Origin of the sequence: Pseudomonas sp. KCJK9058 (assembly GCF_046230975.1) — a bacterium.
In the GTDB taxonomy this organism is placed as follows: Bacteria; Pseudomonadota; Gammaproteobacteria; order Pseudomonadales; family Pseudomonadaceae; genus Aquipseudomonas; species Aquipseudomonas alloputida.
In genome coordinates, this window is record NZ_JBJJLR010000014.1 from 1 (window position 1) to 19617 (window position 19617).

Sequence of the window (19617 nt, forward strand, 5' to 3'; positions counted from 1 at the left end):
CGCGCTTGCTTGAATCCCTGTGGAGCGGAGATGGCACCGGCGTTGCCGGTGTTCGCGGGTAAACCCGCTCCTACGGGGAAGGGGGCAACGCCAGGCAGGGGCGCACACTCTCCAGGCCACCAACGTCGCCTCCCCTATGGATCGGGAGTGCCACGCTGCGGATGGCACCGCGTTGAAGTGCCCGCTCCCACAGCCTGATGGCATTCGGCCGTTTCATGTGCGCGTGATATCGTTCCCCTCTCAGTCATCAGCGCCTCCAGAGACCTTCCGATGCCCAACACCGCCCATCTCCACCCAGGCTTCATGATCGTCCACGGCAACCGCCTCGACGACCTGCGTAGCCTGGTAGTGAGCTGGATGCGTCGCTACCCGCTGGCGCCTCTGGAAAACGAAATTGCCCTGGTGCAAAGCAATGGCATCGCCCAATGGCTCAAGCTGGCCCTGGCTGAAGATCCGCTGGAAGATGACCAAGGCGGCTGCGGCATCGCCGCTGCCATCGATGTGCAACTGCCCGGTAGCTTTATGTGGCAGCTCTACCGCAGCGTGCTTGGCCGTAGCGAAATTCCCGAAGTGTCTCTGCTCGACAAGGCACCACTGACCTGGCGGCTGATGCGTCTGTTGCCAGCGCTCATCGAGCGTCCGCATTTCGAGCCACTGCGGCGCTTCCTCACCGACGACAGTGACTTGCGCAAGCGCTACCAGCTAGCCGAGCGCCTGGCCGACCTGTTCGACCAGTACCAGGTCTACCGTGCCGATTGGCTCAAGGACTGGGCCACTGGTGAGCACGTCATCAACACGGCCCGCGGCGAGCGCAAAGTTCTGCCGCCAGGCAACCGCTGGCAAGCCGAGTTGTGGCGAGCATTGCTGGAGGATGTTGGCGAGCAAGGCATGGCGCAGAGCCGCGCCGGAGTACACCAACGTTTCATCGAGCGCATCAACAGCCTGGAGCAGGCACCTGCCGGGCTGCCACCGAGGGTGATCGTGTTCGGTATCTCTTCGCTGCCGGCCCAGGCCCTGGAAGCACTGGCAGGCCTGTCGCGTTTCAGTCAGGTATTGCTGTGCGTACACAACCCATGCCGCCACCACTGGGCCGATATCGTTGCCGACAAGGACCTGTTGCGCCACCAGTACAAACGCCAGCAACGCAAGCAAGGCATGCCCCTGCAACTGGACGACCAGACGCTGCACCAGCATGCCCACCCGTTGCTGGCAGCCTGGGGTAAACAAGGCCGCGACTACATCAACCTGCTCGACAGCTATGACGACCCGGGCAGCTACCAGGGCGTGTTCAGCGACGGCCGCATCGACCTGTTCAGCGACGGTTCGCCCACCACGCTGCTCAACGAACTGCAGGACGACATCCTGGAATTGCGCCCGCTCGCCGAGAGCCGCGAACGGTGGCCGGCAGTCGACACCACAAAAGACCGCTCGATCCGCTTCCATATCGCGCACAGCCCGCAACGTGAAGTGGAGATCCTCCACGACCAGCTGTTGGCCCGCTTCAGCGCCGACCCGACTTTGCGCCCGCGCGACGTAATCGTCATGCTGCCGGACATCGACACTTACGCGCCGCATATCCGCGCCGTCTTCGGCCAGTTGCAGCGTAACGATCCACGCTACATCCCGTTCACCCTGACAGACCAGGGCCAGCGTGGTCGCGAGCCTTTGCTGATCGCGCTTGAGCACCTGCTCAAACTGCCTGATAGCCGCTTCGCGGTCAGCGAAGTGCTCGACCTGCTGGACGTGCCGGCAGTCCGCGCCCGCTTCGGCATCCGCGAAAACGACCTGCCCACGCTGCACCGCTGGATCGAGGGCGCTGGCATCCGTTGGGGCCTTGACGCCGCGCAGCGGGCGAGCCTGGGCTTGCCCGCCGGGCTCGAACAGAACAGTTGGCGTTTCGGCCTGCGCCGCATGCTGTTGGGTTATGCCGTGGGGGTGGGTGAGGCCTGTGATGGCATTGAACCCTACGATGAAATCGGTGGCCTGGACGCGGCACTGATCGGCCCGCTGGTCGCGTTGCTCGATGCGCTCGAAGTCGCCTGCCAGGCTTTGTCCGAGCCTGCCACCGTCAGCCAGTGGGGCGAGCGACTGCATGCCTTGCTGCACGTGTTCTTCCTCGCCGAGGACGAGGGTGATGAGTTCCTGTTGATGCAGTTGCAGGATCTGCGTGATAGCTGGCTTGAGGTGTGCGAGACCGTCGGCCTGCACGACCCGCTACCGCTTACCGTGGTGCGTGAAGCCTGGTTGTCGGGCCTTGATCAGGGCAAGCTGTCACAACGTTTCCTCGCCGGCTCGGTCAACTTCTGCACACTCATGCCCATGCGCGCGATCCCGTTCAGGGTGGTTTGCCTGCTGGGCATGAATGATGGCGATTACCCGCGTGCGCAGCCACCGCTGGACTTCGACCTGATGGCCAGCGACTATCGCCCCGGCGACCGCTCACGCCGCGAAGACGACCGTTACCTGTTGCTTGAAGCGCTACTGTCAGCACGTGACCAACTGTATGTCAGCTGGGTCGGGCGCAGTATCCGCGACAATAGCGAACGCCCGGCCTCGGTGCTGATCGGCCAGTTGCGCGATCACATCGCTGCGGGCTGGCATTTGGCCGACGCGCAGCAGGGCCAGCTCGCGAAACCGGGCGAGCAACTGTTGCACGCACTGACCCAGGAGCACCCGCTGCAGCCGTTCAGCCCTCGGTACTTCCAGAAGGGCAGCCCATTGTTCAGCTATGCCCATGAATGGCAGGTGCTGCACCAGCAAGGTGAGGCAGACGAGCAGAGCGAGCCGGGCCTGCCGCCTTTTGAGGACGCTGAAGCCCTGAGTTTGCACCAGTTGAATGACTTCTTGCGCCACCCGGTACGGCACTTCTTCAGCCAGCGCTTGAAGGTGTACTTTGAGGCGCTGGAAGCGCCGACCCCGGACGAAGAGCCCTTCGTCCTCGATACCCTGCAACGTTACGGCGCCAGTGAAAGCCTGCTTGGCGCCGCCTTGGCCGAACCGGACAACGCTGAACAGGCCTTGCGCGCCCAGGCCCGACGCCTGCAGGCCTGCGGTTTGCTGCCGCTAGCCGGTTTCGGCGAACTGCTGCAAAACGAATTGATCGAACCGCTGCCGGACCTGCTGCAACGTCACCAACAATTGCTGCAACGCTGGCCACAGCTGGTCGAGGGCGCTTTACCGGTGCATTTCGAGCACGGTCAGCACCGTCTGGAGGGCTGGCTGGGCCGGGTGTTCCAGGCGGAAGATCAGAGCCTTCTCAGCATCACCACAGTACCCAACACCATCAGTGCCGGGCGCAACAACCTGAAGTGGCACCGCCTTATCGCGCCCTGGGTTACGCACCTGGCGGCCTGTGCAGCGGGCTACCCCTATAACAGTGCATTGGTAGCCAGTGACCTGACCCTGTTGCTTGCACCGCTGCCGCAAGCGCTGGCCGCGCAACTGCTGGGCGACCTGTTGGTGGCCCGTCAGGCGGCAATGAATGCGCCGTTGCCAGTCGCGGCCAAGACCGCGTTCGCCTGGTTGGCCCAGGACGATGCCGATAAAGCCATGGCCGCAGCAGCTCGCGCCTACGAAGGCGACGAACGCACCAGTTTTGGCGAGCGAAGTGAAAGCATTGCGCTGGCTCGCCAGTTCCGAGATTTTGCAGCACTCACCGCTGACGAAACGTTTGAAGGCTGGTGCGAGACCTTGTACCGCCCGTTGTTCACCGCCCCTTGGCAGACCTTGGGCAACCCGGAGAAAGGCGCATGACCCAGGACCGTCCTCTGGCACTGAGTTTCCCCCTGCACGGTAGCCAGCTGATCGAAGCCAGCGCCGGCACGGGCAAGACCTTTACCATTTCGGCGCTGTACCTGCGCCTGATCCTCGGTCACGGTGGCGAGCAGGGCTTCGAGCGCGAGCTGCTGCCACCGCAGATCCTCGTGGTGACTTTCACCGACGCCGCCACCAAAGAGCTGCGCGAGCGTATCCGCGCCCGCCTGGCTGAAGCCGCACGGTTCTTCCGTGGCGAACTGGAAGGGGCCGATCCGCTGTTGCACCAACTGCGTGACGATTACCCACAAGAGAACTGGCCGCGTTGCGCCGGCCGGTTGGAAATCGCCGTGCAGTGGATGGACGAGGCTGCGGTATCGACCATCCATGGCTGGTGCCAGCGCATGCTGCGCGAGCATGCCTTCGACAGCGGCAGCCTGTTCACCCAGACCCTGGAAACCGACCACAGCGAGTTGTTGGGCCAGGTCATGCGCGATTACTGGCGGCGCTTCTGCTATGGGATGCAAGGGGACGCACTGGCCTGGGTGCGCGGCAACTGGGGGAGCCCCGACGCTTTGCTGCCACGCATTCGCCCACTGTTCGGCCGTGTGCGCGCCCAGCAGGATGGGCCTGAGCCCGCCGCATTGATCCAGGCATCGCTGCAGCAACGTGGTGCACAGTTGGCCCGGATCAAGGCGCCATGGGCACAGTGGGCCGAGGAACTGCGGCAAATCTGCCGCGATGCGCTGGCCGCCAAACAGGTCGACGGCCGCAAGATGCAAGCCCGTTACTTCGAGCCCTGGTTCGACAAGCTCTGCGCTTGGGCCAGCGATGAGCAACTGGTAGAGCTCGACTTGGGCACCGGCTTTACCCGGCTGACCCCGGCGGGCATGGCCGAGGCCTGGAAGGGAGAACCTCCCGAACACCCAGCCCTCAACGCCATGCAGCACTTGCAGCAACAACTACAGGCCCTGGACAGCCCGGATGCCCCTCTGCTCGAGCACGCGGCCAGTTGGGTATCGGCACGTTTCGAAGTGGAGAAGCGCCGGCGTGCAGAAATGGGCTTCGACGACATGCTCGTGCGCTTGCAGCACGCACTCGCCAGCGAGGCCGGCGAGCGCCTGGCCAGCCTGATCCGTGAACAGTTCCCGGTTGCGCTGATCGACGAATTCCAGGACACCGACCCGGTTCAGTACGGCATTTTCGAGCGCATCTACCAGATCAGTGAAAACCGCGCCGAAACCGGTCTGTTCATGATCGGGGACCCCAAACAGGCGATCTACGCCTTCCGCGGTGCCGACATCTACACCTACCTTGCGGCGCGGCGCGCCACCAGCGGCCGTCTGCACAGCCTGGACACCAACTACCGCTCCAGCAAAGCCATGGTGGCGGCGGTCAACCAGGTGTTCCTGCAGGCCGAGGGGCGTGAAGCGGGGCGGGGTGCATTCCTGTTCCGCGAGGCCGATGACAACCCGCTGCCATTCATCGAGGTGCGCGCCAAGGGGCGTGGCGAACAGCTGCTGATTGACGGTGAAGTCAGTGCAGCCCTGCAATGCTGGCAGCTGGAAAGTGAAGAGCCAGTCTCCAGCAGCGTTTACCGCCAGCAACTGGCCGCCAGTTGCGCCAGCCATATTGTGGCCTTGCTCAATGGTGGCCAGCAGGGCACGGCGGGTTTCCAGAATGCCGAAGGCGAATTGCGCGCCTGCTTGCCCTCGGACATCGCCATCCTGGTGCGCGATGGCCATGAGGCGCAGATGGTCCGCGCCGAACTGGCCGCACGCGAGGTGCGCAGCGTCTACCTGTCCGACAAGGACTCGGTGTTTGCCGCCCAGGAAGCCCACGACCTGCTGGCCTGGCTGAAGGCCTGCGCCGAGCCTGACTCAGAGCGCCTGCTCAAGGCTGCTCTGGCCAGCCTTACACTGGGCCTGTCGCTGGCTGCGCTGGACCGGCTTAACCAGGACGAGCGGGTCTGGGAGAGCTGGGTGATGCGCTTTCGCCTTTACCGCGACACCTGGCAGCGCCAAGGGGTGTTGCCGATGTTGCGCCACCTGCTGCATGACTTCCAGCTACCGCGTACGCTGATCCGCCGCAGTGATGGCGAGCGGGTGCTGACCAACCTGCTGCACCTGGCCGAGCTGCTGCAGCAGGCCGCTGGCGAGCTGGACGGCGAACAGGCGCTTATCCGCCACCTGGCCGAGCACCTGGCCAGTTCCGGTCAGGCCGGTGAAGAGCAGATCCTGCGCCTGGAGAGCGACGAACAGTTGGTCAAGGTGGTGACCATCCACAAGTCCAAGGGCCTGGAATATCCCTTGGTCTACCTGCCATTCATCTGCACCAGCAAACCGGTGGATGGTAGCCGTCTACCGCTGGCCTGGCATGACAGCGAAGGTAACGCCCACCTCACCCTCACACCTGACGAGGAGCAGATCGAGCGCGCTGACGACGAGCGCCTGGCCGAAGACCTGCGCCTGCTCTACGTGGCCCTGACCCGTGCCCAGCATGCTTGCTGGCTGGGTGTCGCCGACCTCAAGCGCGGTAATCTGAAGAGCTCGCAGCTGCACCGCTCGGCGTTTGGCTACCTGCTGGGGGGCGGCCTGGCCCTGGCTGGCTCGGCGCAGCTGACGGACTGGTTGCAGGCTTTGGCGGCAAGTTGCCCGCACATCACTTGCCCAGGCCTGCCGCAGGCGGATGAGCAGATGTATCGCATGCCACACGCCGAGCGTGAACTGCTGCCGGCACGCAGGCCACGCCATGCGGCTGCCGAGCACTGGTGGATCGCTTCGTACAGTGCCCTTCGTGTTGGCGATCAGACCCTCGGCGCCGACAGCTCGCAGGCCCAGCAACTGCTGGATGACGAGGTGCCCGATGCCCAGGTGTTGCGCGAGGTCCCGGCCGACAGCGGCGATATCCATCGCTTCCCACGGGGGCCTAACCCCGGCACCTTCCTCCATGGTTTGCTGGAGTGGGCAGGCCGTGAGGGCTTCAGCGAGGTCAGCGGTAACCCTCAACTGATCGAGCGTACCGTTGGCCAGCGCTGCAATCGCCGTGACTGGGCCGGCTGGATCCCCACCCTGAGCCACTGGATGCAACGTTTGCTGGGCGAGGCGTTGCCGCTGCCGGGCAGCGACCAGAGCGTAACGCTGGGCCAACTGCGTCATTACCAGATCGAAATGGAATTCTGGTTCGCCAGCCACCGGGTCGACGCAGAACAACTCGATCGCCTGGTGGCACGCCACACCCACCCCGGTCTGGCGCGCCCAGCTGCGCAGCCGACCGTGCTAAACGGCATGTTCAAAGGGTTCATCGACCTGGCGTTCGAGCTGGACGGGCGTTACTACGTGACCGACTACAAGTCCAACTGGCTGGGTGCGGACATCCAGGCCTACGATCCCATGGCCATGGAAAAGGCGATTCTTGAGCACCGCTACGACCTGCAGTATGTGCTGTACCTGCTGGCCCTGCACCGCCAGTTGCGCGCGCGGCTGGCGGACTACGATTATGACCGCCATGTTGGCGGCGCCCTGTTCATCTTCCTGCGCGGTGCCAGCAGCGGCCACGGCGTGTACCACGCCAAGCCACCGCGTGAGCTGATCGAAAGCCTCGATGCACTGTTCCGTGGCGAGCACGCGCCGGTACAGCAGGACCTGTTTGCCGGAGTTGCGCCATGAGCCGAAGCCTTGTCGACCTGTTGCCCACCCCGTTGCACGCAGAGCACCTGCTGGCGCTGGCACCGCAGCACAACAGCGCTGACCTGCTGCAATTACTCGACCGTTGGGTTGAGCGGGGCTGGCTACGCGCCCTGGACCGCGCATTCGTGTCGTTCCTGGAAGAGCGTGCCCCCGGCAGTGATCCCTTGCTATTGCTGGCAGCGGCGCTGGCCAGCCACCAACTGGGGCACGGACATGTCTGCCTCGACCTGCAACAAACCTTGGCCGAGCCGGATTTCGCCCTGTCGTTGCCGCCGGAAGGTGACGCCCTTATCGGCCCTCTGCTACTGCCATCGCAACTGCTGGCCAACCTTGACTTGAATGCCTGGCTTCAGCGCATCAGCGCCAGCCCGCTGGTGGCCGCAGGTGATACGCCTGGCCAGCAAGCGCGGCCACTGGTACGCAGTGGCGAGCGCCTTTACCTGCGCCGTTACTGGCGTTACGAGCGGCGCATCGACCAGGCCCTGCGCCAGCGCCTGAGTCAGGCCGAAGCACCGCCTGCGGACCTGCCAGAGCGCCTGGCGCAACTGTTCGAGGGCGGCGCGCCAGCTGGCCAGGTGGACTGGCAGAAGCTTGCCTGCGCCTTGGCCACCCGGGCCGGTTTCAGCATCATCACTGGCGGCCCCGGCACCGGCAAGACGACCACCGTGGTGCGCCTGCTGGCGTTGCTGCAGGCGCCGGCAGTGGAGCAGGGCAGGCCACTGCGCATCCGCCTGGCTGCACCGACCGGCAAGGCCGCTGCGCGCCTGACCGAATCAATTGGCCAGCAAGTCGAGCGCCTGCAAGTCAGCGCCGAAGTACGCGGGCAAATCCCCACTGAAGTCAGCACCGTGCATCGCCTGCTAGGCAGCCGCCCTGGCTCGCGGCACTTCCGCCATCATGCTGGCAACCCGTTGCCGTTGGATGTGCTGGTGGTCGACGAAGCGTCGATGATCGACCTGGAAATGATGGCCAACCTGCTCGATGCCTTACCGCCGCGGGCGCGTCTGGTGCTGCTGGGCGACAAGGACCAGTTGGCTTCGGTCGAGGCCGGCGCGGTGCTGGGTGACCTGTGCCGGGATGCTGAGGAGGGCTTTTACTCGCCGGCGACTGCAGCGTGGCTTCAGCAGGTCAGTGGCGAGTCGCTGGCCGGCAGTGGTCTCAAGGTCGGCGATGAGCAGCGCCACCCGTTGGCTCAGCAGGTGGTGATGCTGCGTTTTTCACGGCGATTCGGTGAAGGCAGCGGTATTGGCCAGTTGGCCAGACTGGTCAATCGTCAGGATGCTCACGCGGCGCGCAACATGCTGGCCGCGCCGCCTGCTGACGTGCACAGCCTGTCGCTCAAGCACGAGCAGGATCGTGCTTTCGACCGCCTGTTACTGGACGGTCTGAACCGCGGTACCGATGGACCGCACGGCTACCGCAGCTACCTGCGCACCCTTGGGCGTTACCGGCCAGCACTTGATACCGCCTTTGACGACCCCGCCTGGGAGCAATGGGCGGGCAAGGTGTTGCGCAGTTTCGAGGATTTCCAGTTGCTGTGCGCGGTGCGCCGGGGCGCCTGGGGGGTCGAAGGCCTGAATGAACGGGTGGCGCGGGTGCTGCACAATGCCGGTCTGATCGACAGCCAGCAGCCTTGGTACGAAGGGCGCCCGGTGCTGGTGACCCGCAACGACTACGGCCTGGGCCTGATGAATGGTGACATCGGTATAGCCCTGCGCTTGCCGGATGAGCAGGGCCAGCCGCTGCTGCGTGTGGCCTTCCCGCGCAACGACGGCAGTGGTGGTGTGCGGTTCGTTCTGCCGAGCCGGCTCAACGAAGTGGAAACGGTATTCGCCATGACCGTGCACAAGTCCCAGGGCTCGGAGTTCAGCCACACTGCCCTGGTGCTGCCGGATGCGCTCAACCCGGTGCTGACCAAGGAACTGGTGTACACCGGCATCACTCGGGCCAAGCACTGCTTCAGCCTGGTCGAGCCACGCCAAGGCATTTTCGAAGAAGCGGTGGCGCGCAAAGTACGGCGTATTTCCGGGTTGATGCTCGAGCAGGTCTAGGGCCATGACACCCATTACACGTGGCTGCAGGCTCATACAATAAAGCGGCCATGTGCTATCGTTGCGCCGATATCGGAAGGGGCTTAAAGGGATTTCCCACATGAACGTGGCCGCAAGGCGAGTGACAAGCTGTGCGCTTTCGCTATTGCTGGCCGTCCTGCTCCTTTCTGCAGGCGCTGCCCGGGCAGACCCCGGCACAACCGCCGCCCAGGCACAGCAACGCGCCAAGGCAGTCACCCAGGTAGTACTGGGTATCTTCAGTTACGCCCGCTGGCCCGTCGAACCCTCTCCTTTGCGCCTGTGCCTGGTCGGCCCGACCGAGTACGCCGACGATCTCATCAAGGGCCATGTCCAAGAGTCCGGCCGGCCGCTGCAGGTGCGGCGCTTGCTGGCAGAAGACACCCAGGTCGCCCAGGCCTGCGATGCCCTCTACATTGGCAAGCTTGACCAGGGCCAGCGGGATCGGCTGTTCCAGCGTATCGGCGGCCACCCGGTGCTGAGCATCAGCGAGGCGGATGACCCCTGCACGGTCGGCAGCCTGTTCTGCCTGCGGGTCAGCGACCAGCAGGTGGCCTTTGAAGTCAATCTCGACTCGGTGGCACGCTCTGGCGTGCGTATTCACCCTAGCGTGCTGCAATTGTCGCGGCGCCGGGCGGAGCAGCCATGAAGCCGACCCGCAAGCGTACCGTGCGCCCGACCCTGCGCTCGGTGCTGGGCCGTGGCCACCTTAGCGTCGCCTTGCTTGCCGTTGGCCTGGCGGGTATCTCCCTCACCCTGCTGGGCGTGCTCGCACTGCGTGTCTATGCCAACCATAACCTGCAGTTGATCGCCCGCTCGATCAATTACACGGTAGAGGCGGCGGTGGTGTTCGATGACAGCGCCGCCGCCAATGAATCGCTGGCGTTGATTGCCAGTACCGAAGAAGTGGCCGAGGCCAAGGTCTTCAACAACGAGGGCGAGCAACTGGCGCACTGGCAACGCGACAATACCGGCATGCTCGCGCAGCTGGAGGTGCAGGTTGCCAGCGCCTTGCTGGATGAGCCGGTCATTCTGCCGATCGTGCACCAGCAACAGCAGGTCGGGCACATCGAGCTGGCAGGCCAGGGCAGGAGCCTGTTGCTGTTCCTGCTCAGTGGCTTGGCCGGTATCCTGTTCTGCACGGTCCTCAGCGCCTTGGCTGCCCAGTATCTGTCGCGGCGCCTGCTCAGCGATATCACCCGCCCGCTGCGTGGCCTGGCCAGTGTCGCCCATGCCGCCCGCCGCGAGCGCAGCTTCGACCGGCGCGTACCAGAAGCGCCGATTGCCGAGCTGAACGAGCTGGGTAACGACTTCAATGCCCTGCTGGATGAACTGGAGGTGTGGCATAGCCACCTGCAGAGCGAAAACCAGACCCTTGCCCATCAGGCCAGCCACGACAGCCTGACCGGCTTGCCCAACCGCGCCTTCTTTGAAGGGCGCCTGAGCCGCAGCGTGCGGAATGCGGCGCGTCAGCAGGACCACCTGGCACTGCTGTTCCTCGACAGCGACCACTTCAAGCAGATCAACGACACCCTCGGCCACGCCGTGGGTGACGAGGTGTTGATCAGCGTGGCCGAACGTGTGCGCGCCCAACTGCGCGAGCACGATCTGGTGGCGCGCCTGGGGGGCGACGAGTTTGCCGTGCTGTTGACGCCGTTGCATACGCGCAAGGACGCCGAACACATTGCCGAGAAGATCGTTGCCAGCATGAAGCTGCCGGTGCAACTGGACAGTGGCCGCAGTATCTCCACCTCGCTGAGTGTCGGTATTGCCTATTACCCGGACGACGGCGCTGACCCCGCCAGTCTTCTCAATGCCGCCGATGCGGCAATGTACCAGGCCAAGCGCGAACGCCGTGGCCATTGGCAACTGGCGCAGACGGAACGGTCCGCCAACGAAATCAGGAACAGGAGTTGAACCCGTGATGCAAGCTTTACGTTTTCCGCTTTGGGCCTTGTTGCTCGCCATGCTGGCGCTGACGGGTTGCCAGAGCGCGCCCCCGAAAGGCCTTACCCCAGAACAGATTGCCGTGCTCAAGCGCGAAGGTTTCACCCCGACCGATGAAGGTTGGGCCTACGACTTGTCTGGCAAAGTGTTGTTCGGCAGCGATCTGGACAGCCTCAATGGCCAGAGCCAGGCGATTGTCGAGCGCATCGGCAAGGCGCTGCTCGGCGTTGGCATCCAGGGCGTGCGGGTGGACGGGCATGCCGACTCGTCGGGCAAGGCGGCGTATAACCAGCAGCTGTCCGAGCGCCGCGCGCAAAGCGTGACCAAGGCGCTGGTGGGGATTGGCATGCAGGCGCAGAACATTCAGAGCCGTGGCCTGGGCAGCAGCCAGCCGGTGGCGGACAACCGCACCAGCGCTGGGCGTACCGAGAACCGTCGGGTGTCCATCGTGGTAGCGTCCTACTGATCGTTGACGCTCGGGCTGTCACATATCCCCTGTAGGCGTGGGCAACGCGGCCCGGCACCGGCTTTGCCGGTGTTCGCGGGCAAGCCCGCTCCTACAGGGGCTGTGTTGCCTTCGGAAATGCGCAGGCCCATCAGTCCTGGGCAAAGCGCATCTCGCGGGTTTGCCCCATCAACAATGGCGCATTCGCCTCGGTCACCGCCCGGATGTAATCCCACAGCAGGGTAATGCGCTTCAACTTGCGCAAATCCTCCCGGCAATACATCCAGAACTGCCGCGTCACCTCGATCTCCTCCGGCAACACCGTGACCAATCGCGGGTCCTGCGCGGCGAGGAAGCACGGCAATATTGCCAGCCCACGCCCCTGCAGTGCTGCCGTGTACTGCGCGATCACGCTGGTACTGCGCAAATGTGCGCTGGCGTTGGGGATCAGGTTGGCCAGGTACAGCAGCTCGGAGCTGAACGCCAGGTCATCCACGTAACTGATGAAGGGGTGTTTGGCCAGGTCCGTCACCTGGCGGATCGGCGCGTGGCTGTCCAGGTAGCCCTGGGTGGCATACAGCCGCAGGCGGTAGTCGCACAGCTTGCAGCACACATAAGGCCCGTGCTCGGGCCGCTCCAGCGCGATGACGATGTCCGCCTCACGCTTGGACAGGCTGATGAAGTGCGGCAGCGGCAGGATGTCCACCGAAATCGCCGGGTAGGCGTCGACGAAGTGGCTTAGCTGCGGCGTGATGAAAAAGCTGCCAAAGCCCTCCGTGCAGCCCATGCGCACATGGCCCGACAACGCCACCCCCGACCCGGACACCTGCTCGCACGCCATGTGCAGCGTGCTCTCGATCGATTCGGCATAGCCCAGCAGGCGCTGGCCTTCGGCGGTCAGCACAAAGCCGTTGGTGCGCGACTTTTCGAACAGCAAGGTGCCCAGCGCACCCTCCAGCGAGCTGATGCGTCGCGACACGGTGGTGTAGTCCACGCTCAGCCGTTTGGCGGCACTGCTGGCCTTGCGGGTGCGAGCCACTTCGAGGAAGAACTTCAAATCGTCCCAGTTGAGCGCGCTCAGGGATGTGAGGTCTTTTTGCATGATGATCCGGTTTTTTTGTGCGTTCTTGTTGGATGTTTGCACATCTATACTCGAAACAAGCCTCAGGACGCCACCCCGCGTTTGCCCGGCGCTGGCGATCTCGTCCCGACAACAATTCCAAGGAGAACGCAGATGAACGCACCGCAATCCCCTAACAGCACCAAGGTCGAGCAGGTCAAGCTGCTGATCGACGGCCAGTGGGTCGAGTCCAAAACCACCGAATGGCGTGACATCGTCAACCCGGCCACCCAAGAGGTGCTGGCGCGCGTACCGTTCGCCACCGTCGAGGAAGTCGATGCAGCCGTGGCCGCTGCTCACCGCGCTTTCCAGACGTGGCGTAACACCCCGATCGGCGCGCGCATGCGCATCATGCTCAAGCTGCAGGCGCTGATCCGCGAACACACCAAACGCATTGCCCAGGTGCTCAGCGCCGAGCAGGGCAAGACCCTGGCCGACGCTGAAGGCGATATCTTCCGCGGCCTGGAAGTGGTCGAGCACGCGGCGTCCATTGGTACCCTGCAGATGGGCGAATTTGCCGAGAACGTCGCCGGCGGTGTCGATACCTACACCCTGCGCCAGCCGATCGGCGTATGCGCTGGCATCACCCCGTTCAACTTCCCGGCAATGATCCCGCTGTGGATGTTCCCCATGGCCATCGTCTGCGGCAACACCTTCGTGCTCAAACCGTCCGAGCAGGACCCGCTGTCGACCATGCTTCTGGTCGAGCTGGCGCTGGAAGCCGGCGTACCGGCCGGTGTGCTGAACGTGGTGCACGGCGGCAAGCAGGTGGTGGATGCCATTTGCACCCACCAGGACATCAAGGCGATTTCCTTCGTGGGCTCTACTGAAGTCGGCACGCACGTTTACAACCTTGGCAGCCAGCATGGCAAGCGTGTGCAATCAATGATGGGCGCCAAGAACCACGCGGTGGTGTTGCCTGATGCCAACCGCACGCAAACCATCAATGCGCTGGTCGGTGCTGCCTTTGGCGCGGCGGGCCAGCGCTGCATGGCGACCTCGGTGGCAGTGTTGGTGGGCAAGGCCCGCGAATGGTTGCCGGATATCAAGGAGGCTGCCAGCAAGCTCAAGGTCAATGCTGGCTGCGAGCCGGGCACCGACGTTGGCCCGGTGGTTTCCAAGCGTGCCAAGGAGCGTGTGCTGGGCCTGATCGAAAGCGGTATCAAGGAAGGCGCCAAGCTGGAACTTGACGGCCGTGACGTCAAGGTGCCGGGCTACGAGCAAGGCAACTTCGTCGGCCCAACCCTGTTCTCGGGCGTGAAGACCGACATGCAGGTGTATACCCAGGAAATCTTCGGCCCGGTGCTGGTGACCCTGGAAGTCGATACGCTCGACGAGGCCATCGCCCTGGTCAACGCCAACCCGTTCGGCAACGGCACCGGCCTGTTCACCCAGAGCGGCGCTGCGGCCCGCAAGTTCCAGAGCGAAATCGATATTGGCCAGGTCGGCATCAACATCCCGATCCCGGTACCCGTACCGTTCTTCAGCTTCACCGGCTCGCGTGGCTCCAAACTCGGTGACCTCGGGCCGTACGGCAAGCAAGTGGTGCAGTTCTACACTCAGACCAAGACCGTCACGGCTCGCTGGTTCGATGACGACAGCGTCAACGACGGTGTGAACACCACCATTAGCCTGCGCTAAGGAGTACGTCATGCGTATCGCATTCATCGGCCTGGGCAACATGGGCGCGCCCATGGCCCGCAACCTGATCAAGGCCGGACATCAGCTGAACCTGTTCGACCTGAACAAGGCCGTGCTGGCCGAGCTGGCAGAACTGGGCGGGCAGATCAGCCCCTCACCCAAGGACGCGGCGGCCAACAGCGAGCTGGTGATCACCATGCTGCCGGCCGCAGCCCATGTGCGTAGCGTGTATTTGAACGAGGACGGCGTACTGGCTGGCATTCGCCCTGGCACGCCGACCGTTGACTGCAGCACCATCGACCCGCAGACCGCACGTGATGTGTCCAAGGCCGCAGCGGCCAAGGGCGTGGACATGGGTGATGCGCCGGTTTCCGGTGGTACTGGCGGCGCGGCGGCCGGCACCCTGACGTTCATGGTCGGCGCCAGTACCGAGTTGTTCGCCAGCCTCAAGCCGGTACTGGAGCAGATGGGCCGCAACATCGTGCACTGCGGGGAAGTCGGTACCGGCCAGATCGCCAAGATCTGCAATAACCTGCTACTCGGCATTTCGATGATCGGCGTGTCCGAGGCCATGGCCCTGGGTAACGCGTTGGGTATCGATACCAAGGTGCTGGCCGGCATCATCAACAGTTCGACCGGGCGTTGCTGGAGTTCGGACACCTACAACCCGTGGCCGGGCGTCATCGAAACCGCACCGGCATCGCGTGGCTACACCGGTGGCTTTGGCGCCGAACTCATGCTCAAGGACCTCGGTCTGGCTACCGAAGCGGCACGCCAGGCACACCAACCGGTGATTCTCGGTGCCGTGGCCCAGCAGTTGTACCAGGCCATGAGCCTGCGAGGCGAGGGTGGCAAGGACTTCTCGGCCATCGTCGAGGGTTATCGCAAGAAGGATTGATGCAAGAGGTGGACTTCATCGCGGGCCAGGTGGCCTTCCCTCTGTAACTGCGCACCAGAGGGAAGGGCGTCTGCTCCGCGATTTTTTTGTCCACGCTTACAGGTATTGCGCGGCCGTTGTAGGCGCGGGTTCACCCGCGAATGCTGCAGAAGCCTCACCGCCGTATTCGCAGCTAAATCCGCGCCTGCAGGTCAGGCGAAGACGAAATACTTACGTACAGTCTCGACCACTTCCCACGTACCTTTCATGCCCGGTTCGATCACGAACACATCACCCGCCTTCAGGTGCTTGGGCTCTTCGCCTTCCGGGGTGATGATGCAATAGCCATCGAGGAAGTGGCAGAACTCCCATTTATCGTAGTTGACCTCGAACTTGCCCGGGGTGCAGATCCAGGTGCCCATGATCTTGCTGCCGTCGGCCGACAGGTAGGCATTGAGGTTGACGGTGTGCGGATCGCCGCCGATGCGCTTCCACTTGGTGGCGTCCACGACCGGCGTCGGGCAGGTTTCGCGCAGGACGGTGATGAAATCGGACATGGCACAACTCCTGGTGACTGGCTGAATGACGGGTCACCATAGGCCCAACGGCCGCGCAGCAGTTGCCTGGGCTCGACGTCCAGGTGTCTGGTCGCGCTATGGCAGGCGGTTTACCTCGACAGTGATGTGCGCCAACTCTTCGTGCACGGCCAGGGCCTGGCGCACGCCGTCGGCATTCAGTGTGGCCTGGGTGGCCAGGCCAAGAATGCAGGCGTACTGGTCCCTGCCCACCCGCCAGACATGCAGGTCGGTGATACTGGCCGGCGCCGGCAATTGCGCGACCACTTCGCGGATTTCCGCCACAACCGGGGCGTCCATCTCGGCGTCCAGTAACACTCGCCCGGTATCGCGCAGCAGGCCACGGGCCCACAGCGCGACCAGCAGCGCACCGACGAGGCCCATCGCTGGGTCGAGCCAACTGGCGCCCCAGAACTTGCCGGCCAGCAAGGCAGCAATGGCCAGCACCGAAGTGGCGGCATCAGCCATCACATGCAGGTAGGCCGAGCGCAGGTTCAGGTCGTGGTGGTGATGATGGTGATGGTGATGGTGATGATCGTGGCTGTGAGGGTGATGGTCATGATGATGGTCATCGCGTAGCAGCCAGGCGCAGATGAGGTTGACGGCGAGGCCCGCCACGGCAATGAAGATCGCCTCGTCATAGTGGATCTGTCCCGGCACCAACAGCCGTTCCACCGACTGGAACGCCATCAGTCCGGCCACGCCCAGCAATAGCAATGCGCTGGAGTAGCCGCCGAGAATTTCGATCTTCCAGGTGCCGAAGGCAAAGCGCCGGTCACCTGCATAGCGCCGAGCGGCAGCGTAGGCCAGCAAGGACAGGCCAAGTGCCAGGGCGTGGGAGCTCATGTGCCAGCCGTCGGCCAGCAGCGCCATGGAGTTGAAGTACCAGCCTCCGGCAACCTCCGCCACCATCATCACTGCGGTCAGCCAAACCGCCAGGCGGGTTTTGCGCTCAGCGCCCAGGTTGCTGGTGTGGAACTGGTGGCTGTGCTGCCAGCGGTCTGAGGTTTGTGTCGCCATGGTTTATCATGCTCCCGGAAGATCGAGAAAAATACTATACCCCAGTATACCTAGCATGGCGTGAAACCCAATGGCACATACCCTGAAGAGCAAGAAGCAGCTGTTGACCCGGGTGCGCAAGATCAAAGGCCAAGCCGCCGCCCTGGAGACGGCGCTGGAGCAGGACAAGGACTGCCTGGCGATCCTGCAGCAGATCGCTGCCGTGCGCGGCGCGGTGAACGGGCTGATGGCCGAGGTGATGGAAGGGCACATCCGCGATCACCTCGTGGCGGACGGCCTGAGTGCCGAGGAACGGCAGGACGAGGCAGACAAGGTGGCGGTGTTGCTGCGTTCTTATCTGAAGTAGGAGGTCGCCGTACCCTTTCACGAATACCCCAGGGGGGTATCAATACCTTCACGGTCCGAGCGGTACGCGAACGAGTTTGTGGAAGCAGGCGTGCCAGCGAAGGCTGTCAGTGGGTAAGGGTGGATACCAGTCCGGCGGCATAGCCTGGTAATGCCGCGAAATCCCGTGCGCACACCAGCAACCGGCGGTTGGCCCATGGCTCCTGCAGCGCCACCCAGTGCAACGGCAGCATCCCTTGCCAGCGCTGCACCGCTGCCAGCGGCACCACCCCGATTCCGGCCCCGCCCGCGACCATGCGGATTACCCCATCAAACCCCTCTGCTCGTACCCGAACCTGCATGCGCTGCCCCTCGTGCAGCGCTTGCTCTTCCAGGTACAACCCCAGTGCACTGCCGGCCCCCAGGCCGACATAGCCATGGGCCAGGCTGTCGACGAAACTTGGCGCCAGCGCACTGGCCAGGGGGTGGCGCTGTGGCGTCACTAGCACCAGCGGGTCGTCTCGAAACGGCCGGGTCTGCAGGTGCTCGTTGGGGGCGGCTGTGGACACGATGCCCAGGTCGGCCATGCCTTGGGTAATTGCCTGCACGATGCGCAAACTTGGCAGTTCTTGCACATCCACGCTGACTCCAGGGTTTTCAGCCAGATAGCTGGCCAGCAGTTCGGGCAAGTATTCGGTCAGCGCTGCGGTGTTGCACAGCAGGCGCACTTGGCCTTGCTGCCCTTGCGCGTACAGGCCCAGGTCGAACTGCAGGCGTTCGACTTGCTGCGTTATCAGCCGTGCATGCTGTAGGAGTGCCTGGCCAGCCGGCGTTGGTTGTACGCCACGGCGGTTACGTTCCAGCAAGGGAATGCCCAGCGATGCTTCCATGGCGCGGATGCGCGCACTGGCTGCTGGCAGTGACAGATGGCTGCGGCTGGCGCCGGCGGTGATGTTGCCGCACTCCAGGGTGTGCTGGAACAGCTTGAGGTCGATCAGGTCGAAATGCATGTGGCTCTGTCCTGGCAAGAGGCTGGCTGAGTATATGGCAGATTCTCACGTTGCCCGGGGCACGGCATCATCGGCCCATGACTACCTTGCTCGCGTTTTACCAGAACATTGGCCCGGCACTGTCGTTGCTGGTTGTACTGACCTTTCTGCTGGCGGGCGCAGTGAAGGGGGTCATCGGCCTGGGCCTGCCCACCATTGCCATGGGCCTGTTGGGCCTGGCTATGCCACCTGCGCAGGCTGCCGCGTTGTTGATCGTGCCCTCGACACTCACCAACCTGTGGCAGCTGGCCAGCGGCGGGCATCTGCGAGGGTTGTTGGTCCGCCTGGGGCCAATGCTGGCATTGATCTTTGTCGGCACCTTGCTGGGCAGCGCCTGGCTGGGAATCAACAGTGGCCCCTGGGCTGTGCACGCGCTGGGGGCCGCCTTGCTGGTCTACGCGTTGTATGGGGTGGTCGGCCCGGGCCTGCAGGTGGGCCCGGGACACGAGCGCTGGCTGGGACCGCTTTGCGGGCTGGTCACGGGTGTGGTCACGGCGTCGACCGGAGTGTTCGTGATGCCAGCGGTACCTTACCTGCAGAGCCTGGGCTTGAGCCGCGAGCAGTTGATCCAGGCCCTGGGCCTGTCGTTTACGGTGTCGACCCTAGCCTTGGCCCTAGGCCTGGCCGGGCAGGATGCCTTGGGGGGCCAGGCGTTGGGGGCGTCGCTGCTGATGCTGGCGCCGGCTTTGCTCGGCATGCTGGCGGGCCAGTGGCTGCGTCAGCGGATCAGCGCGCTGCTGTTCAAGCGTTGCTTTTTCATCGGGTTGGCCGCACTCGGCGTCCATCTGCTGATCAACGGCTAGCGGACGAAGCGCTGAGCATGTCGACCCTCTGGATATCGAAATCGCGCTCCAGGTAATCCATGCGTTTTTCGAAGAAGGCAGCCATGTGCGGGAGGGCCGAGTGCATGTCCAGCGCAGCTTTGTCGGCCCACACTTCGAAGAACACAAACAGGCTCGGGTCCTGCTGGTCGCGCAGCATGTGGTATTCGATGCAGCCGGGTTCCTGGCGGCTTGGCTCGACGTAGGGACGGAACAGGTTTTCGAACGCATCAGCCATTTCCGGGCGGGTCTTGGCTTTGAGGATAAAGGCGAACGGCTCACTCATG

General features: G+C 63.9%; 15 protein-coding genes. 10 read left to right on the forward strand and 5 right to left on the reverse strand.

What is annotated here, in order from left to right:
• Nucleotides 1-270: 270 nt before the first annotated feature.
• From recC to ACK59Z_RS10310, 6 genes are all read left to right on the forward strand, one after another.
• A complete protein-coding gene (gene recC, locus ACK59Z_RS10285; RefSeq protein ID WP_409292946.1) occupies nucleotides 271-3753 on the forward strand; it encodes an exodeoxyribonuclease V subunit gamma in 3483 nt (1160 codons plus the stop codon).
• Nucleotides 3750-7421, forward strand: coding sequence for an exodeoxyribonuclease V subunit beta (recB, locus tag ACK59Z_RS10290; RefSeq protein WP_409292948.1), 3672 nt, complete (start codon nucleotides 3750-3752; stop codon nucleotides 7419-7421). The genes recC and recB overlap by 4 nt, the downstream gene beginning before the upstream one ends.
• Complete coding sequence (gene recD / locus ACK59Z_RS10295; protein WP_409292950.1) at nucleotides 7418-9493, forward strand: exodeoxyribonuclease V subunit alpha; 2076 nt, start codon at nucleotides 7418-7420, stop codon at nucleotides 9491-9493. Before recB ends, recD begins: the two co-directional genes overlap by 4 nt.
• A 100-nt stretch (nucleotides 9494-9593) precedes the next feature.
• A complete protein-coding gene (locus ACK59Z_RS10300) occupies nucleotides 9594-10160 on the forward strand; it encodes a YfiR family protein (RefSeq protein WP_014859459.1) in 567 nt (188 codons plus the stop codon).
• Entirely contained in the window at nucleotides 10157-11428 is a 1272-nt protein-coding gene (locus tag ACK59Z_RS10305) for a diguanylate cyclase domain-containing protein (RefSeq protein ID WP_003251568.1), read from the forward strand. Before ACK59Z_RS10300 ends, ACK59Z_RS10305 begins: the two co-directional genes overlap by 4 nt.
• A 4-nt stretch (nucleotides 11429-11432) precedes the next feature.
• Complete coding sequence (locus ACK59Z_RS10310; protein ID WP_014754448.1) at nucleotides 11433-11924, forward strand: OmpA family protein; 492 nt, start codon at nucleotides 11433-11435, stop codon at nucleotides 11922-11924.
• 130 nt (nucleotides 11925-12054) lie between these two features.
• Here the strand turns inward: ACK59Z_RS10310 and ACK59Z_RS10315 are convergent, their stop codons facing one another.
• Nucleotides 12055-13005 (reverse strand): LysR family transcriptional regulator, encoded by a 951-nt coding sequence (locus ACK59Z_RS10315; protein WP_003251571.1) that lies wholly within the window; start codon nucleotides 13003-13005, stop codon nucleotides 12055-12057.
• A gap of 132 nt (nucleotides 13006-13137) precedes the next feature.
• Between ACK59Z_RS10315 and ACK59Z_RS10320 the strand changes: the two genes are divergently transcribed.
• Entirely contained in the window at nucleotides 13138-14664 is a 1527-nt protein-coding gene (locus ACK59Z_RS10320) for a CoA-acylating methylmalonate-semialdehyde dehydrogenase (RefSeq protein WP_003251574.1), read from the forward strand.
• Nucleotides 14665-14674: 10 nt separating this feature from the next.
• Nucleotides 14675-15562, forward strand: coding sequence for a 3-hydroxyisobutyrate dehydrogenase (gene mmsB, locus ACK59Z_RS10325; protein WP_054889659.1), 888 nt, complete (start codon nucleotides 14675-14677; stop codon nucleotides 15560-15562).
• 191 nt (nucleotides 15563-15753) lie between these two features.
• Here mmsB and ACK59Z_RS10330 read toward each other — a convergent pair whose 3' ends face one another.
• The gene (locus ACK59Z_RS10330) at nucleotides 15754-16098 is read right to left on the reverse strand and encodes a cupin domain-containing protein (RefSeq protein WP_003251579.1); all 345 of its coding nucleotides are present in this window, start codon (nucleotides 16096-16098) and stop codon (nucleotides 15754-15756) included.
• A 96-nt stretch (nucleotides 16099-16194) separates the two neighbouring features.
• Complete coding sequence (dmeF, locus tag ACK59Z_RS10335; RefSeq protein ID WP_409292953.1) at nucleotides 16195-17136, reverse strand: CDF family Co(II)/Ni(II) efflux transporter DmeF; 942 nt, start codon at nucleotides 17134-17136, stop codon at nucleotides 16195-16197.
• A gap of 70 nt (nucleotides 17137-17206) precedes the next feature.
• Here dmeF and ACK59Z_RS10340 point away from each other — a divergent pair, with 70 nt between their 5' ends.
• Nucleotides 17207-17482 (forward strand): metal/formaldehyde-sensitive transcriptional repressor, encoded by a 276-nt coding sequence (locus ACK59Z_RS10340; protein ID WP_108191308.1) that lies wholly within the window; start codon nucleotides 17207-17209, stop codon nucleotides 17480-17482.
• 106 nt (nucleotides 17483-17588) lie between these two features.
• Here the strand turns inward: ACK59Z_RS10340 and ACK59Z_RS10345 are convergent, their stop codons facing one another.
• Nucleotides 17589-18470, reverse strand: coding sequence for a LysR substrate-binding domain-containing protein (locus tag ACK59Z_RS10345; RefSeq protein WP_108191307.1), 882 nt, complete (start codon nucleotides 18468-18470; stop codon nucleotides 17589-17591).
• Nucleotides 18471-18547: 77 nt separating this feature from the next.
• Between ACK59Z_RS10345 and ACK59Z_RS10350 the strand changes: the two genes are divergently transcribed.
• On the forward strand, nucleotides 18548-19312 hold the full coding sequence (locus ACK59Z_RS10350) for a sulfite exporter TauE/SafE family protein (protein WP_047604341.1): 765 nt from the start codon (nucleotides 18548-18550) through the stop codon (nucleotides 19310-19312).
• Here ACK59Z_RS10350 and ACK59Z_RS10355 read toward each other — a convergent pair.
• Nucleotides 19302-19616 carry a putative quinol monooxygenase gene (locus ACK59Z_RS10355; protein ID WP_108191306.1) on the reverse strand — a complete coding sequence of 105 codons (315 nt, stop codon included), beginning with the start codon at nucleotides 19614-19616 and terminating at the stop codon, nucleotides 19302-19304. The genes ACK59Z_RS10350 and ACK59Z_RS10355 overlap by 11 nt on opposite strands.
• Nucleotide 19617: the final 1 nt, after the last annotated feature.

Excerpts from the sequence above, each read along its gene's own strand:
- recC (WP_409292946.1), top strand. The coding sequence starts at position 271 with ATGCCCAACACCGCCCATCTCCACCCAGGCTTCATGATCGTCCACGGC.
- recB (WP_409292948.1), top strand. The coding sequence starts at position 3,750 with ATGACCCAGGACCGTCCTCTGGCACTGAGTTTCCCCCTGCACGGTAGC.
- recD (WP_409292950.1), top strand. The coding sequence starts at position 7,418 with ATGAGCCGAAGCCTTGTCGACCTGTTGCCCACCCCGTTGCACGCAGAG.
- ACK59Z_RS10300 (WP_014859459.1), top strand. The coding sequence starts at position 9,594 with ATGAACGTGGCCGCAAGGCGAGTGACAAGCTGTGCGCTTTCGCTATTG.
- ACK59Z_RS10305 (WP_003251568.1), top strand. The coding sequence starts at position 10,157 with ATGAAGCCGACCCGCAAGCGTACCGTGCGCCCGACCCTGCGCTCGGTG.
- ACK59Z_RS10315 (WP_003251571.1), bottom strand. The coding sequence starts at position 13,005 with ATGCAAAAAGACCTCACATCCCTGAGCGCGCTCAACTGGGACGATTTG.
- ACK59Z_RS10320 (WP_003251574.1), top strand. The coding sequence starts at position 13,138 with ATGAACGCACCGCAATCCCCTAACAGCACCAAGGTCGAGCAGGTCAAG.
- mmsB (WP_054889659.1), top strand. The coding sequence starts at position 14,675 with ATGCGTATCGCATTCATCGGCCTGGGCAACATGGGCGCGCCCATGGCC.
- ACK59Z_RS10330 (WP_003251579.1), bottom strand. The coding sequence starts at position 16,098 with ATGTCCGATTTCATCACCGTCCTGCGCGAAACCTGCCCGACGCCGGTC.
- dmeF (WP_409292953.1), bottom strand. The coding sequence starts at position 17,136 with ATGGCGACACAAACCTCAGACCGCTGGCAGCACAGCCACCAGTTCCAC.
- ACK59Z_RS10340 (WP_108191308.1), top strand. The coding sequence starts at position 17,207 with ATGGCACATACCCTGAAGAGCAAGAAGCAGCTGTTGACCCGGGTGCGC.
- ACK59Z_RS10345 (WP_108191307.1), bottom strand. The coding sequence starts at position 18,470 with ATGCATTTCGACCTGATCGACCTCAAGCTGTTCCAGCACACCCTGGAG.
- ACK59Z_RS10350 (WP_047604341.1), top strand. The coding sequence starts at position 18,548 with ATGACTACCTTGCTCGCGTTTTACCAGAACATTGGCCCGGCACTGTCG.
- ACK59Z_RS10355 (WP_108191306.1), bottom strand. The coding sequence starts at position 19,616 with ATGAGTGAGCCGTTCGCCTTTATCCTCAAAGCCAAGACCCGCCCGGAA.